At 71.2% G+C, this 20,696-nt stretch carries 15 protein-coding genes; 14 read left to right on the forward strand and 1 reads right to left on the reverse strand.

Annotation, left to right across the window (positions count from 1 at the left end):
* The first annotated feature begins 546 nt into the window (after nucleotides 1-546).
* The 14 genes from DK254_RS22675 (at nucleotide 547) to DK254_RS22740 (ending at nucleotide 19,257) form a co-directional block, all read left to right on the forward strand.
* Entirely contained in the window at nucleotides 547-2,610 is a 2,064-nt protein-coding gene (locus DK254_RS22675) for a TonB-dependent receptor (protein WP_109935572.1), read from the forward strand.
* Between the two features lie 129 nt (nucleotides 2,611-2,739).
* Complete coding sequence (locus DK254_RS22680) at nucleotides 2,740-4,461, forward strand: ABC transporter substrate-binding protein (RefSeq protein WP_109935573.1); 1,722 nt, start codon at nucleotides 2,740-2,742, stop codon at nucleotides 4,459-4,461.
* Nucleotides 4,458-5,390 carry an ABC transporter permease gene (locus tag DK254_RS22685; protein ID WP_109935574.1) on the forward strand — a complete coding sequence of 311 codons (933 nt, stop codon included), beginning with the start codon at nucleotides 4,458-4,460 and terminating at the stop codon, nucleotides 5,388-5,390. The genes DK254_RS22680 and DK254_RS22685 overlap by 4 nt, the downstream gene beginning before the upstream one ends.
* 2 nt (nucleotides 5,391-5,392) lie before the next feature.
* Nucleotides 5,393-6,769: an acyl-CoA dehydrogenase family protein gene (locus tag DK254_RS22690; RefSeq protein ID WP_109935575.1), complete on the forward strand. Its 1,377-nt coding sequence runs from the start codon at nucleotides 5,393-5,395 to the stop codon at nucleotides 6,767-6,769.
* Nucleotides 6,766-8,112, forward strand: a complete 1,347-nt coding sequence (locus tag DK254_RS22695; RefSeq protein ID WP_109935576.1) for an LLM class flavin-dependent oxidoreductase — start codon at nucleotides 6,766-6,768, stop codon at nucleotides 8,110-8,112. The genes DK254_RS22690 and DK254_RS22695 overlap by 4 nt, the downstream gene beginning before the upstream one ends.
* A 22-nt stretch (nucleotides 8,113-8,134) precedes the next feature.
* Nucleotides 8,135-9,193 (forward strand): NADP(H)-dependent aldo-keto reductase, encoded by a 1,059-nt coding sequence (locus DK254_RS22700; protein ID WP_089392411.1) that lies wholly within the window; start codon nucleotides 8,135-8,137, stop codon nucleotides 9,191-9,193.
* A gap of 13 nt (nucleotides 9,194-9,206) precedes the next feature.
* Complete coding sequence (locus DK254_RS22705) at nucleotides 9,207-10,094, forward strand: ABC transporter permease (RefSeq protein ID WP_089392412.1); 888 nt, start codon at nucleotides 9,207-9,209, stop codon at nucleotides 10,092-10,094.
* The gene (locus tag DK254_RS22710) at nucleotides 10,091-11,752 is read left to right on the forward strand and encodes an ABC transporter ATP-binding protein (RefSeq protein ID WP_109935577.1); all 1,662 of its coding nucleotides are present in this window, start codon (nucleotides 10,091-10,093) and stop codon (nucleotides 11,750-11,752) included. Before DK254_RS22705 ends, DK254_RS22710 begins: the two co-directional genes overlap by 4 nt.
* The gene (locus DK254_RS22715) at nucleotides 11,730-13,133 is read left to right on the forward strand and encodes an LLM class flavin-dependent oxidoreductase (RefSeq protein WP_177412086.1); all 1,404 of its coding nucleotides are present in this window, start codon (nucleotides 11,730-11,732) and stop codon (nucleotides 13,131-13,133) included. Before DK254_RS22710 ends, DK254_RS22715 begins: the two co-directional genes overlap by 23 nt.
* A gap of 25 nt (nucleotides 13,134-13,158) precedes the next feature.
* The gene (locus DK254_RS22720) at nucleotides 13,159-14,376 is read left to right on the forward strand and encodes an acyl-CoA dehydrogenase family protein (protein ID WP_109935579.1); all 1,218 of its coding nucleotides are present in this window, start codon (nucleotides 13,159-13,161) and stop codon (nucleotides 14,374-14,376) included.
* 11 nt (nucleotides 14,377-14,387) lie between these two features.
* Complete coding sequence (locus DK254_RS22725; RefSeq protein WP_109935828.1) at nucleotides 14,388-15,851, forward strand: MFS transporter; 1,464 nt, start codon at nucleotides 14,388-14,390, stop codon at nucleotides 15,849-15,851.
* Nucleotides 15,844-16,389 carry a GNAT family N-acetyltransferase gene (locus DK254_RS22730; protein WP_256595924.1) on the forward strand — a complete coding sequence of 182 codons (546 nt, stop codon included), beginning with the start codon at nucleotides 15,844-15,846 and terminating at the stop codon, nucleotides 16,387-16,389. Before DK254_RS22725 ends, DK254_RS22730 begins: the two co-directional genes overlap by 8 nt.
* A 15-nt stretch (nucleotides 16,390-16,404) precedes the next feature.
* On the forward strand, nucleotides 16,405-18,222 hold the full coding sequence (locus tag DK254_RS22735; protein ID WP_109935580.1) for an ABC transporter ATP-binding protein: 1,818 nt from the start codon (nucleotides 16,405-16,407) through the stop codon (nucleotides 18,220-18,222).
* 21 nt (nucleotides 18,223-18,243) lie between these two features.
* Nucleotides 18,244-19,257, forward strand: a complete 1,014-nt coding sequence (locus DK254_RS22740) for an aldo/keto reductase (protein ID WP_109935581.1) — start codon at nucleotides 18,244-18,246, stop codon at nucleotides 19,255-19,257.
* A 359-nt stretch (nucleotides 19,258-19,616) separates the two neighbouring features.
* Here DK254_RS22740 and DK254_RS22745 read toward each other — a convergent pair.
* Nucleotides 19,617-20,696: sigma-54-dependent Fis family transcriptional regulator (locus DK254_RS22745; protein ID WP_109935830.1), on the reverse strand; the 1,080-nt coding region annotated here is incomplete at its 5' end.

The following is a 20,696-nucleotide window of genomic DNA, read 5'->3' on the forward strand; positions in this document are numbered from 1 at the left end:
CTCCGCGTAATCCTGTAGCTTCCGGCTAACGCCTGACTTCTCAGCCATGCCGAACGGCCCCCTCTCCCGCTTGCGGGAGAGGGCTGGGGAGAGGGTACGGCGTCAACCTCCCACGCCAGCCCCACCGGCTGAAGCCGTTCGCGAGCAAGCTCGCTCCTACGAAAAAACACCCCAACTTTCCCCGCCCGGCGCAATACAACTTTCCGCCATCCAACATCACGTTATTTGCATATAACCCAAGCACTGCGCACAAACCAACAGAACATCAGCACCTGTTGATCCAGCGCAAGCAGACAGAAAATTCAAACAAACTACAACTCATTGAATTTAAACAAATTATTGAATTGGCACGACTTCTGCTCAAGTAGAAACGGAGCATGACTATACGAATAGAAAGCTGAACATCTTGTCTATCCCACGAGGACTTTGAAGTTGGCTGTTAATTATGTTGGGGGTGAATGGGGGAAACTTGCCTTGGCGATCCGTCGGGCAACGTTCTGGTCGGCGAGCATAGGTTCGGCGGTATTGCTGGTGGGGAGCCAGGCAATGGCCGAAACGTCGGGCGGCGACGCCAGCGACGACAACAAGCAAAGCAGCGGCACCCGCCTGCAGACGGTGGTGGTGCAGGCGCAGAAGGAAAGCCCGGTGGAGGCGGCGCGCAGCCAGCTCGCCGACGTCCCCGGCGGCGTCAGCGTGGTGGACAGCGAGCAGCTCTCCAAGGGCCGCACCGCCAACCTGCAGGACACCCTGGCCTACCAGCCCGGCGTGTTCGTGCAGTCCACCGGCGGCAACGACGCGGCGAAGATTTCCATCCGCGGTTCGGGCGCCAACACCTCGCCGGGCTACTTCCGCGAGGGCATCAAGTTCCTCTTCGACGGCCTGCCGCTGACCGGCCCGGGGGGCACGCCCTACGAGTTCCTCAACGGCTCGGGGGTGAACTACACCGAGATCCTGCGCGGCGCCAACGCCTTCCAGTACGGCGCACTGACGCTCGGCGGCGCGGTGAACTTCGTCAACCAGACCGGCTACACCGCGCCCGGCACCCGCCTGCGGGTGGAGGCCGGCAGCTATGGCTACCAGAAGGAAGTGCTGAGCGCCGGCGGCGTGGCCGGCGGCTTCGACTACTACGCCAACGTCGACAACTACCGCAACGACGGCTACCGCGACTACAGCCTGTCGAAGAGCCAGGGCGTGGTGCTCAACCTCGGCTACAGCTTCAACCCGAAGCTGCAGACGCGCCTGCTGGTGCGCTACCGCGACGAGTACCACAACGACCCCAGCGCCATCACCCTCAAGCAGCTCAAGCACGACCCGGACAAGGCCAGCCCCACCGCCGCCAGCAGCGGCGCCGGCAGCCGCCGGCCGGGCAGCACCTGGGTCGGCAGCAAGACCACCTATACCTTCGACGACGACGCCAAGCTGGACGTCGGCCTGGTCTACTACGACTACCCGCACAACAACAGCCCGGACAGCCCGACCAACCCCAGCTACTGGGACTGGCACGACCTGAGCTTCGTCCTCAACTACTCGCGCACCGACCAGTGGTTCGGCCATGAAAGCCGCTCCAGCGCGGCCTTCACCTCCACCGAACACCTCAAGGGCGGAGTCGACTCGACACGGGCCAACAAGCAGCCGGTGAAGGTAGTGGACTACGGCTCGTCCTTCGACCATGTCTTCTCCTTCGGCAACGACCTCGAGCTGACCGAGGACCTCTGGCTGACCACCGGCCTGTCCTTCATCAACGTGCGCCGCAGCACCGACATCAAGTACGTGAACACCGCCAACACCAGCGGCTACCCGAGCAAGGACACCTACGAGAACTGGAGCGCCGCGCCGCGCATCGGCCTGCGCTACCAGTTGACCCCGGACCTGCAGCTGTTCGGCAACTTCAGCCGTTCCATCGACCCGCCGGCGTCCTGGCAGTACTCCAACTCGGCGGCCGCCACGCCTTTCGTCAAGCCGCTGGTGGAACAGAAGGCCAACACCCTGGAAGTCGGCATCAAGGGCTCCCACGGCATCTTCGACGGCAGCCTGGCGCTGTACCGCTCGTGGATCCGCGACGAGCTGCTGAACGTGCAGATCATTCCCGCCACCGCCACCACCGCCGCGGTCACCTCGGCCTTCAACGCCGAGAGCCCGACCATCCACCAGGGCGTCGAGGCCGGGCTGAACACCCTGCTCTGGGAGAACAGCGTCGGCGAGAAGATCAGCTGGCGCCAGGCGTACACCTACAACGACTTCTACTACCGCCACGACGACACCTTCGGCGACAACCAACTGCCGGGCATTCCCAAGCACGTCTACCAGGGCGAGCTGCAGTACCAGCACCCCAGCGGCTTCTATGGCGGCGTCAACGTGACCTCCGCCTCGCGCACCGCGGTGGACTACGCCAACAGCTTCTACGCCCCCTCCTACACCATCTTCGGTGCGGGGGTCGGCTACGAGGCACCGAAGAAGGACTGGAAGGTCTCCCTCGACCTCAAGAACCTCGCCAACGAGAAGTACGTGACCGCCGTGTCGCCGCAGTACGACGCCAAGGGCAAGGACGTCGCCGCCCTCTACCCGGGCGACGGCATCGGCGCCTACGTCGGCCTCGAACTGCGCTACTGACCGGCCGCGCCGCCCGACCGGGGCGGCGCGCACTGACGCGGGCGGTGCGATCCGCCGCCCGCCTGGCAACAGGACCCCGTAGATGCCATCGACACTGCAAGCCCCACCGGCCGCCTCGCGGAGGCCGGCATGATCGACAGACTCCTGCCCCTGGCGGCCGGCGCCCTGCTGGCCGCCGTTCTGGCCGGCTGCTCGCCGGCCGCCGACGACACACCCGGCGCCAGCGGCGCCGCCCTCGACACCGGCACCCTCAAGGACGGCCAGCTCAGCTACCCGGCCGAGGACTTCCACGAGCAGGCCCCCGGCAAGCCCGGCGGCACCCTGCGCGCCACCGCGGCGCTGGACACCTACTCCTTCGACATCCACGCGCTGTCCCACGGCAACGTGCAGTGGCTGGGGCGCATCCTCTACGACTGCCTGGTGTACCAGGACGAACAGGGCAAGGTGTCGCCCTGGCTGGCCAGGTCCTGGGAGATTTCCCCCGACGGCCTGACCTACACCTTCCACCTGCGCGACGACGTCAGCTTCAGCGACGGCACGAAATTCAACGCCGAGGCCGTGCGCATCAACCTCGAACACATGCGCGACCCGGCAACCAAGTCGCCGCTGGCCGCGGCCTACATCGCGCCCTACCAGTCGGGCAAGGTGCTCGATGAGTACACCTTCCAGGCCACCCTGCGCGAACCCTACTCGCCCTTCCTCGACGTGCTGGCGCAGTCCTGGCTGGGGATGATCTCGCCGAAGCAGATCCTCGAAGACCCGAAATCCATCGCCGCCCACCCGGTGGGCTCCGGCCCCTTCGTGCTGGAAAGCTACACCCGCGACCAGGGCGCCAGCTTCGTCCGCCGCGCCGGCTACCACTGGGCGCCGCCGGTGCTGCGGCACCAGGGCCCGGCCTACCTGGAGCGCCTGGAGCTGAGCTTCGTGCCCGAGGCGCTGATCCGCTACAGCTCGCTGGTCTCCGGGCAGTACGACTTCACCCTGGACGCGCCGACGCAGAACGCCCAGGCCATCCGCAAGGACCCGCAACTGGTGCTGCGCAGCCGCATCCGCAAGGGCAACCCGGTGCGCAGCCTGACCTTCAACGTCGAGCGCTTCCCCTTCGACGACGTGCGCGTGCGCAAGGCCCTGGCCCGCGCCATCGACCGCGACGGCCTGGCCTGGATCACCGGCTTCGGCGAGTTCCAGGTCAAGGCCGACTTCCTCGCCGCCAACACCCGCTTCTACGACCCGGCCTACCGCGACGCGCTGAGCTACGACGTGGCCGCGGCCAACGCCCTGCTCGACGAGGCCGGCTGGACCGGGCGCGATGCCGGGGGCTACCGCACCCGCGACGGCCAGCGCCTGGCCGCCACCCTGCTGATGATCGACAGCCCGGCGCTGCCGGCGAGCGTGGCGGTGGCCATGCAGGCCGACGCGAAGAAGGTCGGCATCGACCTGGGCCTGCGCGTGCTGCCCCAGGCCCAGGTCAACGACCTGCGCTACGCCGGCGACTACCAGGCGCTGGTGGGCGGCTACTGGCACACCAACACCCCGGACGGGCTGTACATCCTCTACCACAGCAACTCCATCGCCACGCCGAAGCTGATCGGGCAGAACAGCGCGCGCCTGCGCGACGCCCAGCTCGACGACCTGCTCGCCCGCGCCCGCCGCAGCACCGACGCCGCCGAGCAGCAGCGCCTGTACAGCGCCGCCCAGCAGCGCCTCACCGAGGTGGTGCCGGCGGTGCCGGTGTACGAAAGCCAGCTGACCATCGCCTACCGCCGCAACGTCAAGGGCGTGGTGTTCGACAGCTCGCACAACGTGCCCTTCTTCACCAGCGTCTGGCTGGACCGGGAGCCGCAACCATGAAAGCCCTGCGCCGCGTGCTCTGGCGTTTCCTCGGCGGCCTGGCGGTGCTCTGGGGCGCCGCCAGCCTGACCTTCGTCGCCCTCAACGTCAGCGGCGGCGACCCGGCCCTGGCGATCCTCGGCGGGCCCGACGCCATGCCCACCGCCGAGGCCATCGCCCAGGTGCGCCGCGACTACGGCCTGGACCAGCCGCTGCCGGTGCAGTACGCCCACTACCTGGGGCGCCTGGTCCAGGGCGACCTGGGCGAGTCCTACCGCCTGCGCATCCCGGTGGCCCAGGCCATCGCCGGGCAGATCGGCGCCACCGCCCAGCTGGCCCTGTGGGCGGCGCTGGCGGCGGTGCTGCTGGCGGTGGCCGCGGCGGTGCTGACCGCCAACCGCGCGCCCTGGGCCCGCGGCCTGGCCTCCGGCGGCGAGCTGCTGCTGTCGTCCATGCCCAGCTTCGTGCTCGGCATCCTCCTGCTGCTGGTGTTCTCCTTCCAGCTGCACTGGCTGCCGCCCACCGGCTCGCGGGGCTGGAAGAGCCTGGTGCTGCCGATCCTCACCCTGGCCCTGCCGGTGGCCGCGGTGCTGGCCCAGGTGCTGCGCCAGGAGCTGGAGGAAATCCTCGAGCAGCCCTTCATCGCCATGGCCCGCGCCCGCGGCCTGTCCGAGGCCGGCGTGCGCCTGGGCCACGCCCTGCGCCATGCGCTGACGCCGCTGATCACCCTGTCCGGCTTCGTCTTCGCCGCGTTGCTGGGCGGCGCGGTGATCACCGAGAACCTGTTCGCCCGCCAGGGCATCGGCCGCCTGATGCTCAACGCGGTGAACGACAAGGACGTGCCCGTGGTGCTCGGCATCACCCTGCTGGCGGCGCTGATCTACGTGCTGGTGAACCTGGCCGTGGACCTGCTCAACGCCCTGGTCGACCCGCGGGTGAGCGAGGCATGAGCATGACCGCGAGCATCGCCCTGGCCAACCTGCGCCAACTGTTCGACGCCCGCGAGGCGCCGCTTCCTTCCATCGCCCGCCCCGAGGACACCGCGATGATCTTCCCCGACGACCTTCCCGCCGCCGCCGGCGCGCCGGCGCACCCCGACGACACCGCCCTGCTGCAGCGCTTCGAACCGGTGTTCGAGCGCATAGCCGCCGGCGCCATCGACCGCGAACAGCAGCGCGAGCTGGCCTACGAGCCGGTGGCCTGGCTGCGCGAGGCCGGCTTCGGCGCGCTGCGCGTGCCGCTGGCCTACGGCGGCCTGGGCGCCAGCCTGCCGCAGCTGTTCCGCCTGGTCCGCCGGCTCGGCGCCGCCGACTCCAACCTGCCGCAGATCTTCCGCGCGCACTTCGGCTTCGTCGAAGGCCGCCTCAACGACGACGACGAGGCCAGCCGCCAGCACTGGTTCCCGCGCATCGTCGGCGGCGAGCTGTTCGGCGCGGCCATGGCCGAGCGCAGCGAAGTCACCGGCAACAGCGTCACCCTCACCCGCCAGGACGGCCACTGGCTGCTGGACGGCGAGAAGTACTACTGCACCGGCACCCTCTATGCCGACTGGATCGCCGTGTCGGCCAGCGATGGCGACGAGCACGTCGCCGTGGCCGTGTCCACCGCCGCGCCCGGCGTCACCCGCCTGGACGACTGGGACGGCTTCGGCCAGCGCCTGACCGGCAGCGGCACCACCCGCTTCGAAGGCGTGCGCGTGGAGGAGCACCAGCTGTTCCGCCGCTTCAAGGTCGGCGAAGGCCGCAGCGACAGCTACATCACCGCCTTCTACCAGCAGGTGCACCTGGCCACCCTGGCCGGCATCGCCCAGGCGGTGCTGCGCGACGCCATCGAGTTCGTCCAGGGCCGCACCCGCGCCTTCGGCATCCCCGGCCGCTCCAGCCCGCGCCAGGACCCGCTGGTGCAGCGCGTGGTGGGCCGCCTGGGCAGCCTGGCGTTCTCCGCCGAGGCGCTGGTGGAAGCCGTCTCGGCCACCCTCGAACGCACCTGGCAGGCGCACCGCGCGGGCACCGCCAGCCGCGAGCTGTACGCCGAGGCGGACATCCGCGCCTACCAGGCGCAGCAGGTCGTCCTGCCCCAGGTGCTGGAGGCCGCCACCCTGCTCTTCGAGGTCGGCGGCGCCTCGGCCACCAGCAGCGGCCGGCGCCTGGACCGGCACTGGCGCAACGCCCGCACCCTGGCCTCGCACAACCCGGCGATCCTGCGCGAGGCCTACCTGGGCGACTACCACCTCAACGGCACCCTTCCCAGCGAGGCCTGGAGCGAGCGCTTCGCCGCCGCCAAGGCCACGCAACAGCAAGCCCCCAGCACCGAGGAGACCCCGGCATGAGCAACGCACAGCGGCAAATGAGCATCGGCATGAACATCCTCGGCTTCGGCGCCCACGCCGCGGCCTGGCGCACCGGCGAGGTCCCGCCCACCGCCTACCTGGACGTCGGCTACTACCAGAACATCGCGCGCATTTCCGAGCGCGGCACCCTCGACGCCATCTTCCTCGCCGACGGCCCGGCCCTGGCCGGCGACGTCGGCCGCCAGCCGGCCGGGCGCCTGGAGCCCACCGTGCTGCTCACCGCGGTGGCCGCGGCCACCCAGCGCATCGGCGTGATCGCCACCGCCTCCAGCTCCTACAACGAGCCGTTCAACCTGGCCCGGCGCATCGCCTCCCTCGACCACATCAGCGGCGGCCGCGCGGCCTGGAACGTGGTGACCAACGCCGGCGACGCCGCCGCGCAGAACTTCGGCCTGGCCGGCGCGCCGCTGCACGTGGACCGCTATGCCCGCGCCGAGGAGTTCGTCGACGTCACCCTCAAGCTGTGGGACAGCTGGGAAGACGGCGCCATCATCGGCGACGCCGCCTCCGGGCGCTTCGCCGACCCGGCCCGGGTGCATGCCATCGACCACGTCGGCAAGCACTTCTCGGTCAAGGGGCCGCTCAACGTGCCGCGCTCGCCCCAGGGCCGCCCGGTGCTGGTCCAGGCCGGCTCCTCGGAGGGCGGCAAGGCCCTGGGCTCGCGCTTCGCCGACGCCATCTTCACCACCCAGACCACCCTCGCCGACGGCCAGGCCTTCTACCGCGAGATGAAGCAACGCGCCCGCCAGTGGGGGCGCAACCCCGAGCACCTGAAGATCATGCCCGGCCTGTCGACGGTGCTCGGCAGCACCGAGGCCGAGGCGCTGGAGCGCTTCGAGCGGCTGAACAGCTACCTCGGCGAAGGCGGCCTGCTGCGCCAGATCGCCCAGCGCATCGGCGTCGACGCCAGCGAGCTGGACCCGGACGCGCCGCTGCCCTGGCAGCGCATCGGCCCGGTCAACGAGTTCGAGAAGGGCTCCCACGGCTTCCTCGAGGCCCAGCTGAACCTGGCCCGCGCCGAGAACCTCAGCGTGCGCCAGCTGTCGCGGCGCATCCTGGTCGGCCACCGGCTGCTGGTGGGCACCCCCGAGCAGGTCGCCGCCAGCCTGGAGGAATGGTTCCTGGCCGGCGCCGCCGACGGCTTCAACATCATGCCCGACAGCTTCCCCTCGGGCGTGGAGATCTTCGTCGACGAAGTGGTGCCGCGCCTGCGCAAGCGCGGGCTGTTCCGCCATGAGTACCAGGGCAGCACCCTGCGCGAACACCTCGGCCTGCCCTACCCGGCCAGCCAGTACGAACACCCCGCGGCCGCCTCGGCCTGAGCCCTTGCGAGAGACCACCAGCATGAAATACCGCCCACTCGGCAACAGCGACCTGAAGGTCAGCGTCATCGGCCTCGGCAGCATGACCTGGGGCCACCAGAACAGCGAGGCCGACGCCCACGCCCAGCTCGACTACGCGCTTTCGCGCGGGGTCAACCTGGTGGACGCGGCCGAGATGTACCCCACCCCGTCCCGGGCCGACACCTGGGGCGACACCGAACGCTTCATCGGCACTTGGCTGGCGCGCAGCAAGCGCCGCCAGGACATCGTCCTGGCCAGCAAGATCGTCGGCCCGCCGCGCCAGAGCGGGCACATGCAGCACATCCGCGACGGCGCCACGCGCTTCGACCTGGCCACCCTGCGCAGCGCCCTGGACGGCAGCCTCGACCGCCTGCAGACCGACTACCTGGACCTCTACCAGCTGCACTGGCCCAGCCGCAGCAGCAACTTCTTCGGCACCCGCGACTACCCCTGGGTGGACGACGAGGAAAGCGACGACATCGGCGAAACCCTCGCCGCCCTGGCCGAGCTGGTGAAGTCCGGGCGGGTGCGCCATATCGGCCTGTCCAACGAAACGCCCTGGGGCGTGGCGGAGTTCCTCAGGCAGTCCGAGCGCCTGGGCCTGCCGCGCATCCTCAGCGTGCAGAACCCCTACAGCCTGCTCAACCGCCAGTACGAGACGGGCCTGGCGGAATTCAGCCACCGCGAGCGCATCGGCCTGCTGGCCTACTCGCCGCTGGCCTTCGGCGTGCTCACCGGCAAGTACCTGGACGGCGCCCAGCCGGCCGGCGCGCGCCTGAGCGCCGGTTCCGCCTACGGCCGCTTCGCCCGCTACGCCAGCGCCGAGGCGCAGCAGGCCACCCGCGCCTACGTGGAACTGGCCCGCGAGCTGGGCCTGGCGCCGGCGCAACTGGCCCTGGCCTTCGTCATCGGCAAGCCCTTCGTGGCCAGCGCGCTGAACGGCGCCACCAGCCTCGAACAGCTGGCGCAGAACCTCGACGCCGCCGAGCTGCAGCTGACGCCGGAGGCCCTCGCCGCCATCGACGCCATCCACGCGCGCCTGCCGAACCCGGCGCCCTGACAGGAGAACGCCCATGGCCAGTCCGTCGACCGCACTGCCCCGCCTGTTGCCCGCGACCTCGCGGCGCCGCCGGCTGCCCGCCTTCCTCGGCGCGGCCCTGGCCCGCCCGGGGCTGACGCTGGCCGGGGTGTTCCTGGTGCTGCTGGTGCTCGCCAGCCTGGTGCCGACCTGGCTGGTGGCCACCGACCCACTGGCGGCCAGCGCCCGCCACGCCTTCCAGGCACCCGGCGCGGCGCACTGGCTGGGCACCGACGAGAACGGCCGCGACGTGCTCGCGCGGCTGGTCCATGGCGCCCGGCCGTCGCTGCTGATGGGCCTGGCGGCCACCGCCATCGGCCTGCTCGGCGGCATCGCCGTGGGCCTGCTGGCGGGCCTCGGGCCGCGCTGGCTGGACGCCGCCGCCATGCGCTGCATCGACGTGCTGCTGGCCTTCCCCGAGCTGCTGCTGGCCCTGGTGATCATCACCTTCTGGGGCCAGGGCCTGGTCAACGCCATGCTCGCCGTGGGCATCGCCGGCATCCCGCGCTACGCCCGCCTGGTGCGGGCCCAGGCGAAGGTGGTGCGCGGCGCCGCCTACGTCGAGGCGGCAGTCACCCTGGGCCTGTCGCGGCCAGCGGTGATCTGGCGCCACTTGCTGCCCAACGCCATCCGCCCGGTGCTGATCCTGGCCACCCTGGGCATAGGCGCGAACATCGCCGCCGGCGCCTCGCTGAGCTTCCTCGGCTTCGGCGCGCCGCCGCCGGCGCCCGAGTGGGGCGCAATGCTCTCGGTCGGCCGCAACTTCCTTTCCAACGCCTGGTGGCTGGTCGCGGCCCCGGGCACGGCGGTGACCCTCACCGTGGTCGCCGTCACCGTGCTCGGCCGCGCCCTGCTGCGCTACAGCGAGGGCAAACGCCCATGACCACCCTGATCAACCCGTTCCGCCCGCTGCTGGAAGTGGCCGACCTGGACGTCGCCTTCGGCCGTGCCCAGCCGGTGCTGCAGCAGGTCTCCTTCAGCCTCTACCCCGGCGAATGCCTGGCCCTGGTCGGCGAGTCCGGCTCGGGCAAGAGCGTCACCTCGCGCACCCTGGCCGGGCTCACCGGCGCCGGCGCCCAGGTCCGCGCGCGGCGCCTGGCCTTCGACGGCCTCGACCTGCTGGGCCTGGGCACGCGCCAGTGGCGCGAGCTGCGCGGCTCGCGCATCGGCTTCGTGATGCAGGACGCCCTCGGCTCGCTCGACCCGCTGCGCCCGGTGGGCCGCGAGATCGACGAGCCGTTGCGCCTGCACACGGCCCTGGCGCGCGAGCAGCGCCAGCAGAAGGTCCTCGACCTGCTGCGCGCGGTGGGCGTGCCCGAGGCCGAGCTGCGTGCCCGCCAGTACCCGCACCAGCTCTCCGGCGGCCTGCGCCAGCGCGCGCTGATCGCCTCGGCCATCGCCTGCGACCCCGACCTGCTGATCGCCGACGAGCCCACCACGGCGCTGGACGCCACCGTCCAGGCGCAGGTGCTCGACCTGCTGCAGAGCCTGCGCCAGCGCGACCGCGCCATGCTGGTGGTGAGCCACGACCTGGCGGTGGTGGCGCGCCTGGCCCACCGCGTGGCGGTGATGCAGCACGGCGTGATAGTCGAGGAAGGCCCGGTCGACCAGGTGCTGGAAGACCCGCGCCACCCCTACACCCGCTCGCTGCTGCGCGCCGCCTCCGCGGTGCACATCAGCCATGCGCCGCAGCCCGCCGCCAGCGAGCCGCCGCCGGCCAGCCTCGGCGCCCAGCCGGTGGTGCTGGAGGCGCGCCAGCTGGCCAAGAGCTTCGCCGGCCCCGACGGCGCGCCGCGCCAGGCGGTGGCCGCGGCCTCCTTCACCCTGCGCGCCGGCGAGACCCTGGGCATCGTCGGCGAATCCGGCTCGGGCAAGACCACCCTCACGCGCATGGTGCTCGGCCTGGAGCGCCCCGACAGCGGCGAGGTATACCTGCGCGGCCAGGCCTGGAGCGCCCTCGACGCCCTCGCCCAACGCCGCGAACGGCGCCGCGTGCAGGTGGTGTTCCAGGACCCGCTGGCCTCCTTCGACCCGCGCTACACCGTGGCCCGCGTCCTCGACGAGGCCCTGGCCCAGGCCGGCGGCAGCCGCGCCGAGCGCCAGCAGCGGGCACGCGAGCTGCTGGAGCTGGTGCGCCTGCCGGCGGGCATGCTGGCGCGCCGGCCCATCGAGCTGTCCGGCGGCCAACGGCAACGCATCGCCATCGCCCGCGCCCTGGCGGCGCAGCCGGAAATCCTGGTGTGCGACGAGCCGGTATCGGCGCTGGACGTGTCGGTGCAGGCGCAAATCCTCGACCTGCTCGCCGACCTCAAGCAGCGCCTGGGCCTGGCCTGCCTGTTCATCTCCCACGACCTGGGCGTGGTGCGCCACGTCAGCGACCGCGTGCTGGTGATGAAGGACGGCCACATCGTCGAGACCGGCCCGGTGCGCGAGGTCTTCGCCCGCCCGCAGCACGCCTACACCCGCGCCCTGCTGGGCGCCATCCCCCACCTGCCGCAACCCCGGGAGCGCCGCATCCGTGTCGAAGCCATTGCACGTTAACCTGTTCGAGATGAACTGCGTCAGCCACATCGTCCACGGGCTCTGGGCGCACCCGGAAAACCAGCGCCACCGCTTCAACGACATCGACTACTGGACGGAACTGGCGCAACTGCTGGAGCACGGCACCTTCGACGGCGTCTTCCTGGCCGACGTGGTGGGCGTCTACGACCGCTTCCGCGGCGGCCCCGAGACGGCCCTGCGCGAGGCCGTGCAGGTGCCCAGCAACGACCCGCTGATGGTCATCCCGGCGATGGCCGCGGTGACCCGCAACCTCGGCTTCGGCGCCACCTTCTCCACCACCTACGAGCCGCCCTTCGCCTTCGCCCGGCGCATGAGCACCCTCGACCACCTGACCCGCGGCCGCATCGGCTGGAACATCGTCACCTCCTACCTGCCCAACGCCGCGCGCAACTTCGGCCTGGACGAGGAGGTGCCTCACGACCGCCGCTACGAGATCGCCGACGAGTACCTGGACGTGCTCTACAAGCTCTGGGAAGGCTCCTGGGACGACGACGCGGTGATCGCCGACCGACAGCGGCGCATCTACACCGACCCGGCCAAGGTGCGCTACATCGACCACGTCGGCGAGCACTTCAAGGTCGCCGGGCCGCACCTCTGCCAGCCCTCGCGGCAGCGCACCCCGGTGCTGTTCCAGGCCACCGGCTCGCCGGCCGGCACCGAGTTCGCCGGGCGCCACGCCGAAGTGGTGTTCACCGGCGGCCCCACCCCGGCCGCCGTGCGCCGCAACATCGCCCACATGCGCGAACGCGCCCGCGCCCACGGCCGCGACCCGGCGGGGATCAAGTTCATCGTCCAGGCGGCGGTGATCGTCGGCCGCAACGACCTGGAAGTGCAGGCCAAGCTTGAGGACTACCGGCGCCTGCAGAGCCTCGACGGTGCCCTGGCGCACATGCAGTCGGGCCTGGACCTGGCCGCCTACCCGGCGCACACCCCGCTGACCGAGCTGCCCAGCGGCGGGCCCTGGGCGGCGCTGCTGGCCAGCGACCCGCAGGCCACCGTCGGCCAGCTGGTGAAGCGCCTGGGCGGCTTCGACGAGGGCCGCTTCTTCGTCGCCGGCACGCCGAAGGTGGTGGCCGACGAGATCGAGAAGTGGCTGGACGAGGACGGCATCGACGGCATCAACCTGCGCCAGTTCCTCACCCCGCATACCGCCCGCGACTTCATCGAACTGGTGGTGCCCGAACTGCGCCGCCGCGGCCGCTTCCGCGAGGCCTACGACGACGGCGAGACGCTGCGCGAGCGCCTGTTCGGCGCCGGCCACGCGCGCCTGCCCGCCGACCACCACGGCGCCCGCTACCGCGACCCGGCGGCCCTGCGCCAGGCCGCCCAGCCGCTGCGCTTCGCCCAGGCGCCGGCCTGACCCCCTTCAGCTGATGGACCCGAAGATGTCGACTACCGCTGCAACCGCCCTGCCCCCTGCCAACCCTGAGCTGAACGCCCTCGACCTGGCCGAACTGCGCCGCCGCGCCGTGCCGCGCCTGGCCGCCATCGCCGAGGGCGCCGCCGAACGCGAGCGCCTGCGCCAGCTGCCCCACGAACAGGTACGTGCCCTGGCCGCCGACCGCCTGCTGTGCTTCCGCATTCCCGTCGAGCACGGCGGCGCCGGCGCCAGCGTGCGCGACACCGTGCAGTTCGTCATCGACCTGGCGGCGGTGGATTCCAACGTCGCCCAGTCGCTGCGCCCCAGCTTCGCCTTCATCGAGGGCCTGCTCGCCCGCGGCGACGAGGCCGAGCAGCGGCGCTGGTTCCCGCGCTTCCTCGCCGGCGAAGTGTTCGGCAACGCCGGCTGGGAGGTCGGCGGCGCCAACGGCGCGGTGAGCGCGCGCCTGCGCCGCGACGGCGAAGCCTTCCGCGCCAGCGGCAGCAAGTACTACAGCACCGGCTCGCTATATGCGGACTGGGTCAGCGCGGTGGCCCTGGACGAGGACGACAGGCCGGTGTCCTTCGTGGTCCCGCGCGACCGCGAGGGCCTGGAACTGCTGGACGACTTCGACGCCATGGGCCAGCGCCTCACCGCCAGCGGCACCACGCGGCTCAACGACCTGCTGGTGCAACCGGGGGAGATCCGCCCGCGGGTGGTGGAGGAAGGCCAGCGCTCCATCGTCACGCCCTTCCTGCAGCTGTTCCTCGGCGCGGTGGAGGCCGGCATCGCCCGCAACGCGCTGAGCGACGCCGTGGCCTTCGCCCGTAACCACGCCCGGCCGATCAAGCACAGCAGCGCGCAGCGCTCGGTGGACGACCCCTACGTGGAATTCGCCGTGGGCGAGATTTCCGCCCGCGCCCTGGCCGCCGAGGCGGTGATCCTGCGCGCCGCCGAACGCATCGACCAGGCCTGGTCGGCGGGCCTGGCCCACGACGCGGTCAACCTGGCCGCCGTGGAAGTGGCCCAGGCCCAGTACATCGCCGTGGAATCGGCGCTCAAGGCCGCCGAGCTGCTGTTCGACGTCGGCGGCGCCTCCACCACCGGCCGCCAGCACAACCTCGACCGCCACTGGCGCAACGCCCGCACCCTGGCCAACCACAACCCGCGCCACTGGAAGGCCGCGGTGGTCGGCGCCTGGCACCTGAAGGGCAGCGAGCCGCCGACCTCGGGGCTGTTCTGATGGGCGCAGCCATGCGCCCCCTGCCCTGCGTTACCGATGCCCCGGCGCGCGGCGGCCGCCTGGTGCCGATGATCACCGGCGCCGCGCTGTTCATGGAGCTGCTGGACAGCACCGCGGTGCTCACCGCGCTGCCGCAGATGGCCGCCGACTTCGGCGAGGCCGCGGTGCGCATGAACCTGGTGGTGTCGCTGTACCTGCTGGCGGTGGCGCTGTTCGTGCCGGTCAGCGGCTGGGTGGCCGACCGCTTCGGCCCGCGCCGGGTGCTGCTGGCGGCCATCGGCCTGTTCATGCTCGCCTCGCTGGCCTGCGCGGCCTCCACCTCGCTGCTGCAGCTGTCCCTGGCGCGCCTGTTCCAGGGCGCCGCCGGGGCGCTGATGGCGCCGGTGGGCCAGGTGCTGCTGTTGCGCTGGTCGACGCCGGACACCCTGCTGCGCAACATGGCCGCGCTGGCCATCCCGGCGCTGGTCGGGCCGCTGCTCGGCCCGCCCGTGGGCGGGCTGCTGGTGGACCTGCTGTCGTGGCACTGGATCTTCCTGGTCAACCTGCCCATAGGCGCGCTGGGCATCGCCCTGATCCTGCGCTTCGTCCCGGACTTCCCGGGCGATGGGCAAAGGCGCCTGGACCGCCGCGGCTTCCTGCTCAGCGGCTGCGCCCTGGCGGCGCTGGTGTTCGGCTTCGAGGCCCTGGGCCACCGCCTGCTGCCGTTGCCGCTGGTGGCCGCCCTGCTGGCCGGCGGCGCCCTGGCGGCCCTGGCCTACCTGCGCCATGCCCGACGCCACGCGGCGCCGCTGATCGACCTCGGCCTGCTGCGCATCCCCACCTTCGCCACGGCCATCTGGGGCGGCAACCTGTTCCGCCTGGGCAGCGCCGCGCAGCCGTTCCTGATGGTGCTGATGCTGCAACTGGGCTTCGGCCACGGGGCGCTGGACGCCGGCCTGCTGACCCTGGCCGGCGGCGCCGGCGCGCTGAGCGTGAAGTTCCTCTCGGTGCGCATCGTCCAGCGCCTGGGCTTCCGCCGCACCCTGGTCGGCAACGCCCTGCTCTGCGCGCTGTCCATCGTCGGCTGCGCCCTGCTGCGCGCCGACACGCCCTGGTGGCTGCTGGTGGCGCTGCTGTACGTCAGCGGCCTGCTGCGCTCGCTGCAGTTCAGCACCCTGGGCGCGCTGACCTTCTGCGAGGTGCCGCGCGAGCTGGCCAGCCGCGCCAGCAGCCTGTCGGCGATGTCCATGCAGTTGGCCATGAGCCTGGCGGTGGGTCTGGCCGCCAGCCTGCTGGGGCTGGTCATGCACGCCCAAGGCCATGCCCAACCACAGGTCGCCGACCTGTCCCTGGCGATGCTCGCCGGGGCGCTGCTGTGCGCCGCCTCGGCGCTGCCGTTCCGCCGCCTGGGCGAGGCCGCCGGCGCCTCGGTCAGCGGCCGCGCCAGCCCCTCGATCACCGACGCCGCATGCCCCAAGGAGGCCGCCCATGGCTGAGCCCGCACGCCCCGAACCCCTGATCCGCCACGCCCGCGAAGGCGATGCCCGGCCCATCGCCGAAGCCCACGTGCAGAGCTGGCAGGCGACCTACCGCGGGTTGCTGCCGGACAGCTACCTGCAGGGCCTGGCCGACAACCTGCAGCGCCGCGTCGACTTCCTCGACAACGCCATCCGCAATGGCGGCCGCGACATCCGCGTGGCCGAGCGCGGCGGCGCGGTGGTCGGCTGGAGCTCCTTCGGCGCCAGCCGCGACCCCGACGTCGAGCCCGGCACCGGCGAGCTCTATTCCATCTACCTGGTGCCGTCGGCCTGGTCCGCCGGCATCGGCCGCGCGCTCTGGCTGGCCTCGCGCCAGGCCCTGGAGGCCGCGGGCTTCGCCCGCGTCACCCTCTGGGCGCTGGACGGCAACGCCCGCGCCGAACGCTTCTACCGCGCCGCCGGCTTCACCCCGCAAGGCAACGCCTCGCGGGTCTTCGAGGAGGACGGCACGGCCTTCCCGGTGACCCGCTACCTGCTGCCCCTGACCCACGCCTGAAGGACCCGACCCACCATGAGCCATACCCCGGACGACACCGCCGGCGAACGCCAGGCCCCCGCCTGGAACATCCGCTACCTGCCGGAGGCGCCGGTACCTTTCGTCATCCACTTCGTCAGCCAGTACCGCTGGGCCTACCTAGCGATCCTGCTGCTGCAGATCACCGCGGTGGTCTGCACCGTGCTGATCCCCTGGAGCCTGGGCCAGGTCACCCGCCTGGTGAACGCCGGCTCCGCCCCCCACGCGCTGCTCTGGCCAGTGGCCGGCTTCGCCGTGCTGGTGGCCCTGGAGGTGGTCTTCAGCCGCAGCGCCAACACCATCAACATCCGCGTGCTGCCGCGCCAGCGGGCGCGCGTCACCTATACCGTCTACGCCTACCTGCAGCAGCACTCGCACCGCTTCGTCAGCAACGAGTTCGCCGGCGCCCTGGCGCACAAGGTCTCGGAAGTCGCCATGGGGGTGAACCAGACCATGAACATCCTGCTCTTCGACCTGATCCCGCTGCTGGTCACCCTGAGCCTGGCGAGCCTGGTGCTGGCCAGCGCCTCGGGCCTGCTGGCGGTGTTCATGCTGGCCTGGTCGGTGCTGTTCATCGGCATTTCCTTCCTGCTCGCCCGGCGCAGCCACCCGCTGGCGCAGAAGTACTCCGCGGCGCGCAGCATCAGCACCGGCAAGGTGGTGGACGCGGTGACCAACCTGAGCAACGTGCGCCTGTTCGCCCGGCATTCCCACGAGCTGGAGTACCTGTCCGGCTACCTGGACGGCGAGCTGGCGGCGGCCCGCCGCTCGCTCGGCTACATGGAGAAGATCCGCTGGTTCCAGAACAGCTGCGGCATGGCCCTGAAGATCGGCATGCTGCTGCTCACCCTGTGGCTGTGGCGCAGCGGCGCCATCAGCATCGCCGCCTTCGTCATGGCCACCAGCATGGCGCTGCTGATCATCAACGACGTGGCCAGCCTGTCGCGGCGCTTCCTCGAGCTGTTCGAAGCCACCGGCAACATCGCCAACGGCGTGCGCACCCTGATCCGCCCCCACGAGGTGGTGGACAACCCCGACGCCCGCCGCCTGGAGGTGCGCCAGGGCAACGTCGAGTTCCGCGGCGTGCGCTTCGGCTACCACCCCGGCCAGCCGATCTTCGAGCAGCTCGACCTGCGCATCCCGGCCGGCCAGCGCGTCGGCCTGGTGGGCTTCTCCGGCTCCGGCAAGTCCACCCTGCTCAACCTGCTGCTGCGCCTGTACGACGTCGACGGCGGCCAGGTGCTGATCGACGGCCAGGACATCCGCGAGGTGACGCAGCACTCGCTGCACCGGCAGATCGGCCTGATCCCCCAGGAGCCGGGGCTGTTCCACCGCAGCATCCGCGAGAACATCCACTACGGGCGCCTGGAGGCCAGCGCCGAGGAACTGGCCGCGGCCATCCACGGCGCCGGCGCCAGCGCCTTCATCGAGCGCATGGAGCACGGCTACGATTCCCTGGTGGGCGAGCGCGGCGTCAAGCTCTCCGGCGGCCAGCGGCAGCGCATCGCCATCGCCCGGGTGCTGCTGAAGAACGCGCCCATCCTGGTGATGGACGAGGCCACCTCGAGCCTGGACTCCATCACCGAGCGCTTCATCCAGGACCAGCTGGACAGCATCATGCAGGGCAAGACCGTGATAGTAGTGGCTCACCGCCTGTCGACGGTGGCGCACCTTGACCGCATCATCGTCTTCGACAAGGGCCGCGTGGTCGAGGACGGCAGCCACCAGGAGCTGCTGAAGAAACGCGGCCAGTACTACCGCCTGTGGAGCCGGCAGTCCGACGGGCTGTTCCAGGAAGAGGCCGAGGCGGTCTGAATTCCCCAACCGGAGAGCGACATGAACTACCGAACCCTGGGCCGCTCCGGCCTGCAGGTCTCCCCCCTGGCGCTGGGCAGCATGATGTTCGGCGGCCAGACCGACGCCGCCACCTCGCGGCGCATCGTCGACCAGGCGCTGGAGCGCGGGGTCAACTTCATCGACACCGCCGACGTATACAACGACGGGCGCTCGGAACAGATCGTCGGCCAGGCCATCGCCGCGCGCCGCGACGACTGGGTGCTGGCCTCCAAGGTCGGCATGGGCCCGGCGGACGCCTGGCCGAACCGCCGCGGCCTGGGCCGCAAGCACATCGCCGCGGCCCTGGACGCCAGCCTGAAACGCCTGGGCACCGACTACCTGGACCTGTACTACCTGCACCGCGAGGGCCAGCAGACGCCCCTGGAGGAAAGCATCGCGGCCATCGGCGACGCCATCGGCCAGGGCAAGGTGCGCCACTGGGGGCTGTCCAACTACCGCGGCTGGCGCATCGCCGAGGTGGTCCATGTGGCCGAGCGCCTGGGCGTGCCCCGGCCCATCGCCAGCCAGCCGCTGTACAACCTGGTCAACCGCCAGGCCGAGACCGAGCAGTTCACTGCCGCCGAATTCCACGGCCTGGGCGTGGTGCCCTACAGCCCGCTGGCCCGCGGCGTGCTCAGCGGCAAGTACCTGCCGGGGGTGGAACCGGCCGCCGACAGCCGCGCCGGGCGCCAGGACAAGCGCATCCTGGAGACCGAATGGCGCGCCGAATCCCTGGAGATCGCGCAGAAGGTGAAGGCCCACGCCCAGGCGCGCGGCGTCGGCGTGGTGCAGTTCGCCATCGCCTGGGTGCTGAACAACGCCCTGGTCAGCGCGGCCATCGTCGGCCCGCGCACCGAGGAGCAGTGGCAGGACTACCTGAAGGCGCTGGACGTGCGCCTGGACGCCGAGGACGAGGCCTTCGTCGACGCCCTGGTCACCCCCGGCCACGCCTCCACGCCGGGCTACAACGACCCGACGCACTTCGTCCCCGGGCGCCGCCCGCGCGGTGCATGACGGGAGCGACTATCCCGCCAGCCGCGCCGAAATGCTCTTCGTAGGAGCGAGCTTGCTCGCGAATGGGGCTCGGTGCCAGGACCAAGAGCACCCTCTCCCCAGCCCTCGGCTGCGCGCCCCGCCCTGAAGGGAGAGGGGGCCAGTCCGTGCCGAGAAAGGATTTGGTGTCAGCCGGCTACTCGGTGCAAGCCGGCTAACGCTGAAATATCAGCGTACTCCGAACGGTCCCCTCTCCCTTCAGGGAGAGGGTTAGGGAGAGGGGCGGAGTCAGCCCGATGCACCGGCACAACCGGGAAGCCCCATTCGCGAGCAAGCTCGCTCCTACGAAAAGCCGTGCTCGCCCGTCCGCCCCGCCCGCTTCAGATCGACAGCCGCACGATCCGGCTGGCCAACGGCGCTGGCGTGCGGCGCTTGTTCACCACCAGTTCGCCGGCGGCGATCAGCCGTGCCCTGACGATGTTGCGGCTGAGCCCCAGCAGGTCGGAGGTGTGCACCTGGTTGGCATGGCAGAACTGGTAGGCCTCGCGCACCAGCAGGCTTTCCACCTGCTCGTGGACATGACTGCGACGTTCGCTGAACAGGCGCAGGAAGGCGCGCTCCAGTTGCGCCTCCAGCGGCTCGTCGGCGGCGGCCCCGCCGTCCAGGCGCTCCGGGCGCAGCCCCGGCAGGCGCAGGTCGGCGGCCTCGATGCGTTCGTCCTGGCACACCAGCAGGGTGTGGTGGATGACGTTCTCCAGCTCGCGGATGTTGCCCGGCCAGTCGTATTCCGCCAGCTTGCGCGCCGCCGCGTCGGAGAGGCCCACCGTCTCGAAGCCGAGCCTGCGGCCGTAGGTGCCGATGAAGTGCCGCACCAGCGGCAGGATGTCGCCGCGCCGTTCGCGCAGCGCGGGCAGCTGCAGGGTGACGACGTTCAGGCGGTAGTACAGGTCCTCGCGGAAGTGCCCGGCGTTGATCGCCTTCTCCAGCTGCACGTTGGTGGCCGCCAGCACCCGCACGTCGATGGGGATGCCCTTGCGCGAGCCCAGGCGCACTACTTCGCGCTCCTGCAGCACGCGCAGCAGCTTGACCTGGATGGCCATGGGCAGGTCGCCGATCTCGTCGAGGAACAGGGTGCCGCCGTCGGCCGCCTCGAACCAGCCGGCCTTGGCGCCCAGGGCGCCGGTGAAGGCGCCCTTCTCGTGGCCGAACAGCTCGGCCTCCACCAGGGATTCGGAGAAGGCGCCGCAGTTCACCGCGACGAAGGGCCGGTCGCGCCGGCCGCTGAGGTTGTGGATGTGGCGTGCGACCAGCTCCTTCCCCGTGCCGGTCTCACCGATGATCAGGACGCTGGCCTCGCTGGGGGCGACCTGTTGCAGATGGGTGAGAAGCGCCTGCGATTTCGGGTCTTCGAAGACCTGTGCGGTTGCCCGGATCGAGGTGGCCAGTGTCGGGTTGGGTGG

The sequence above is a fragment of the Pseudomonas sp. RW407 genome, assembly GCF_003176655.1.
Classification (GTDB): domain Bacteria; phylum Pseudomonadota; class Gammaproteobacteria; order Pseudomonadales; family Pseudomonadaceae; genus Pseudomonas; species Pseudomonas delhiensis.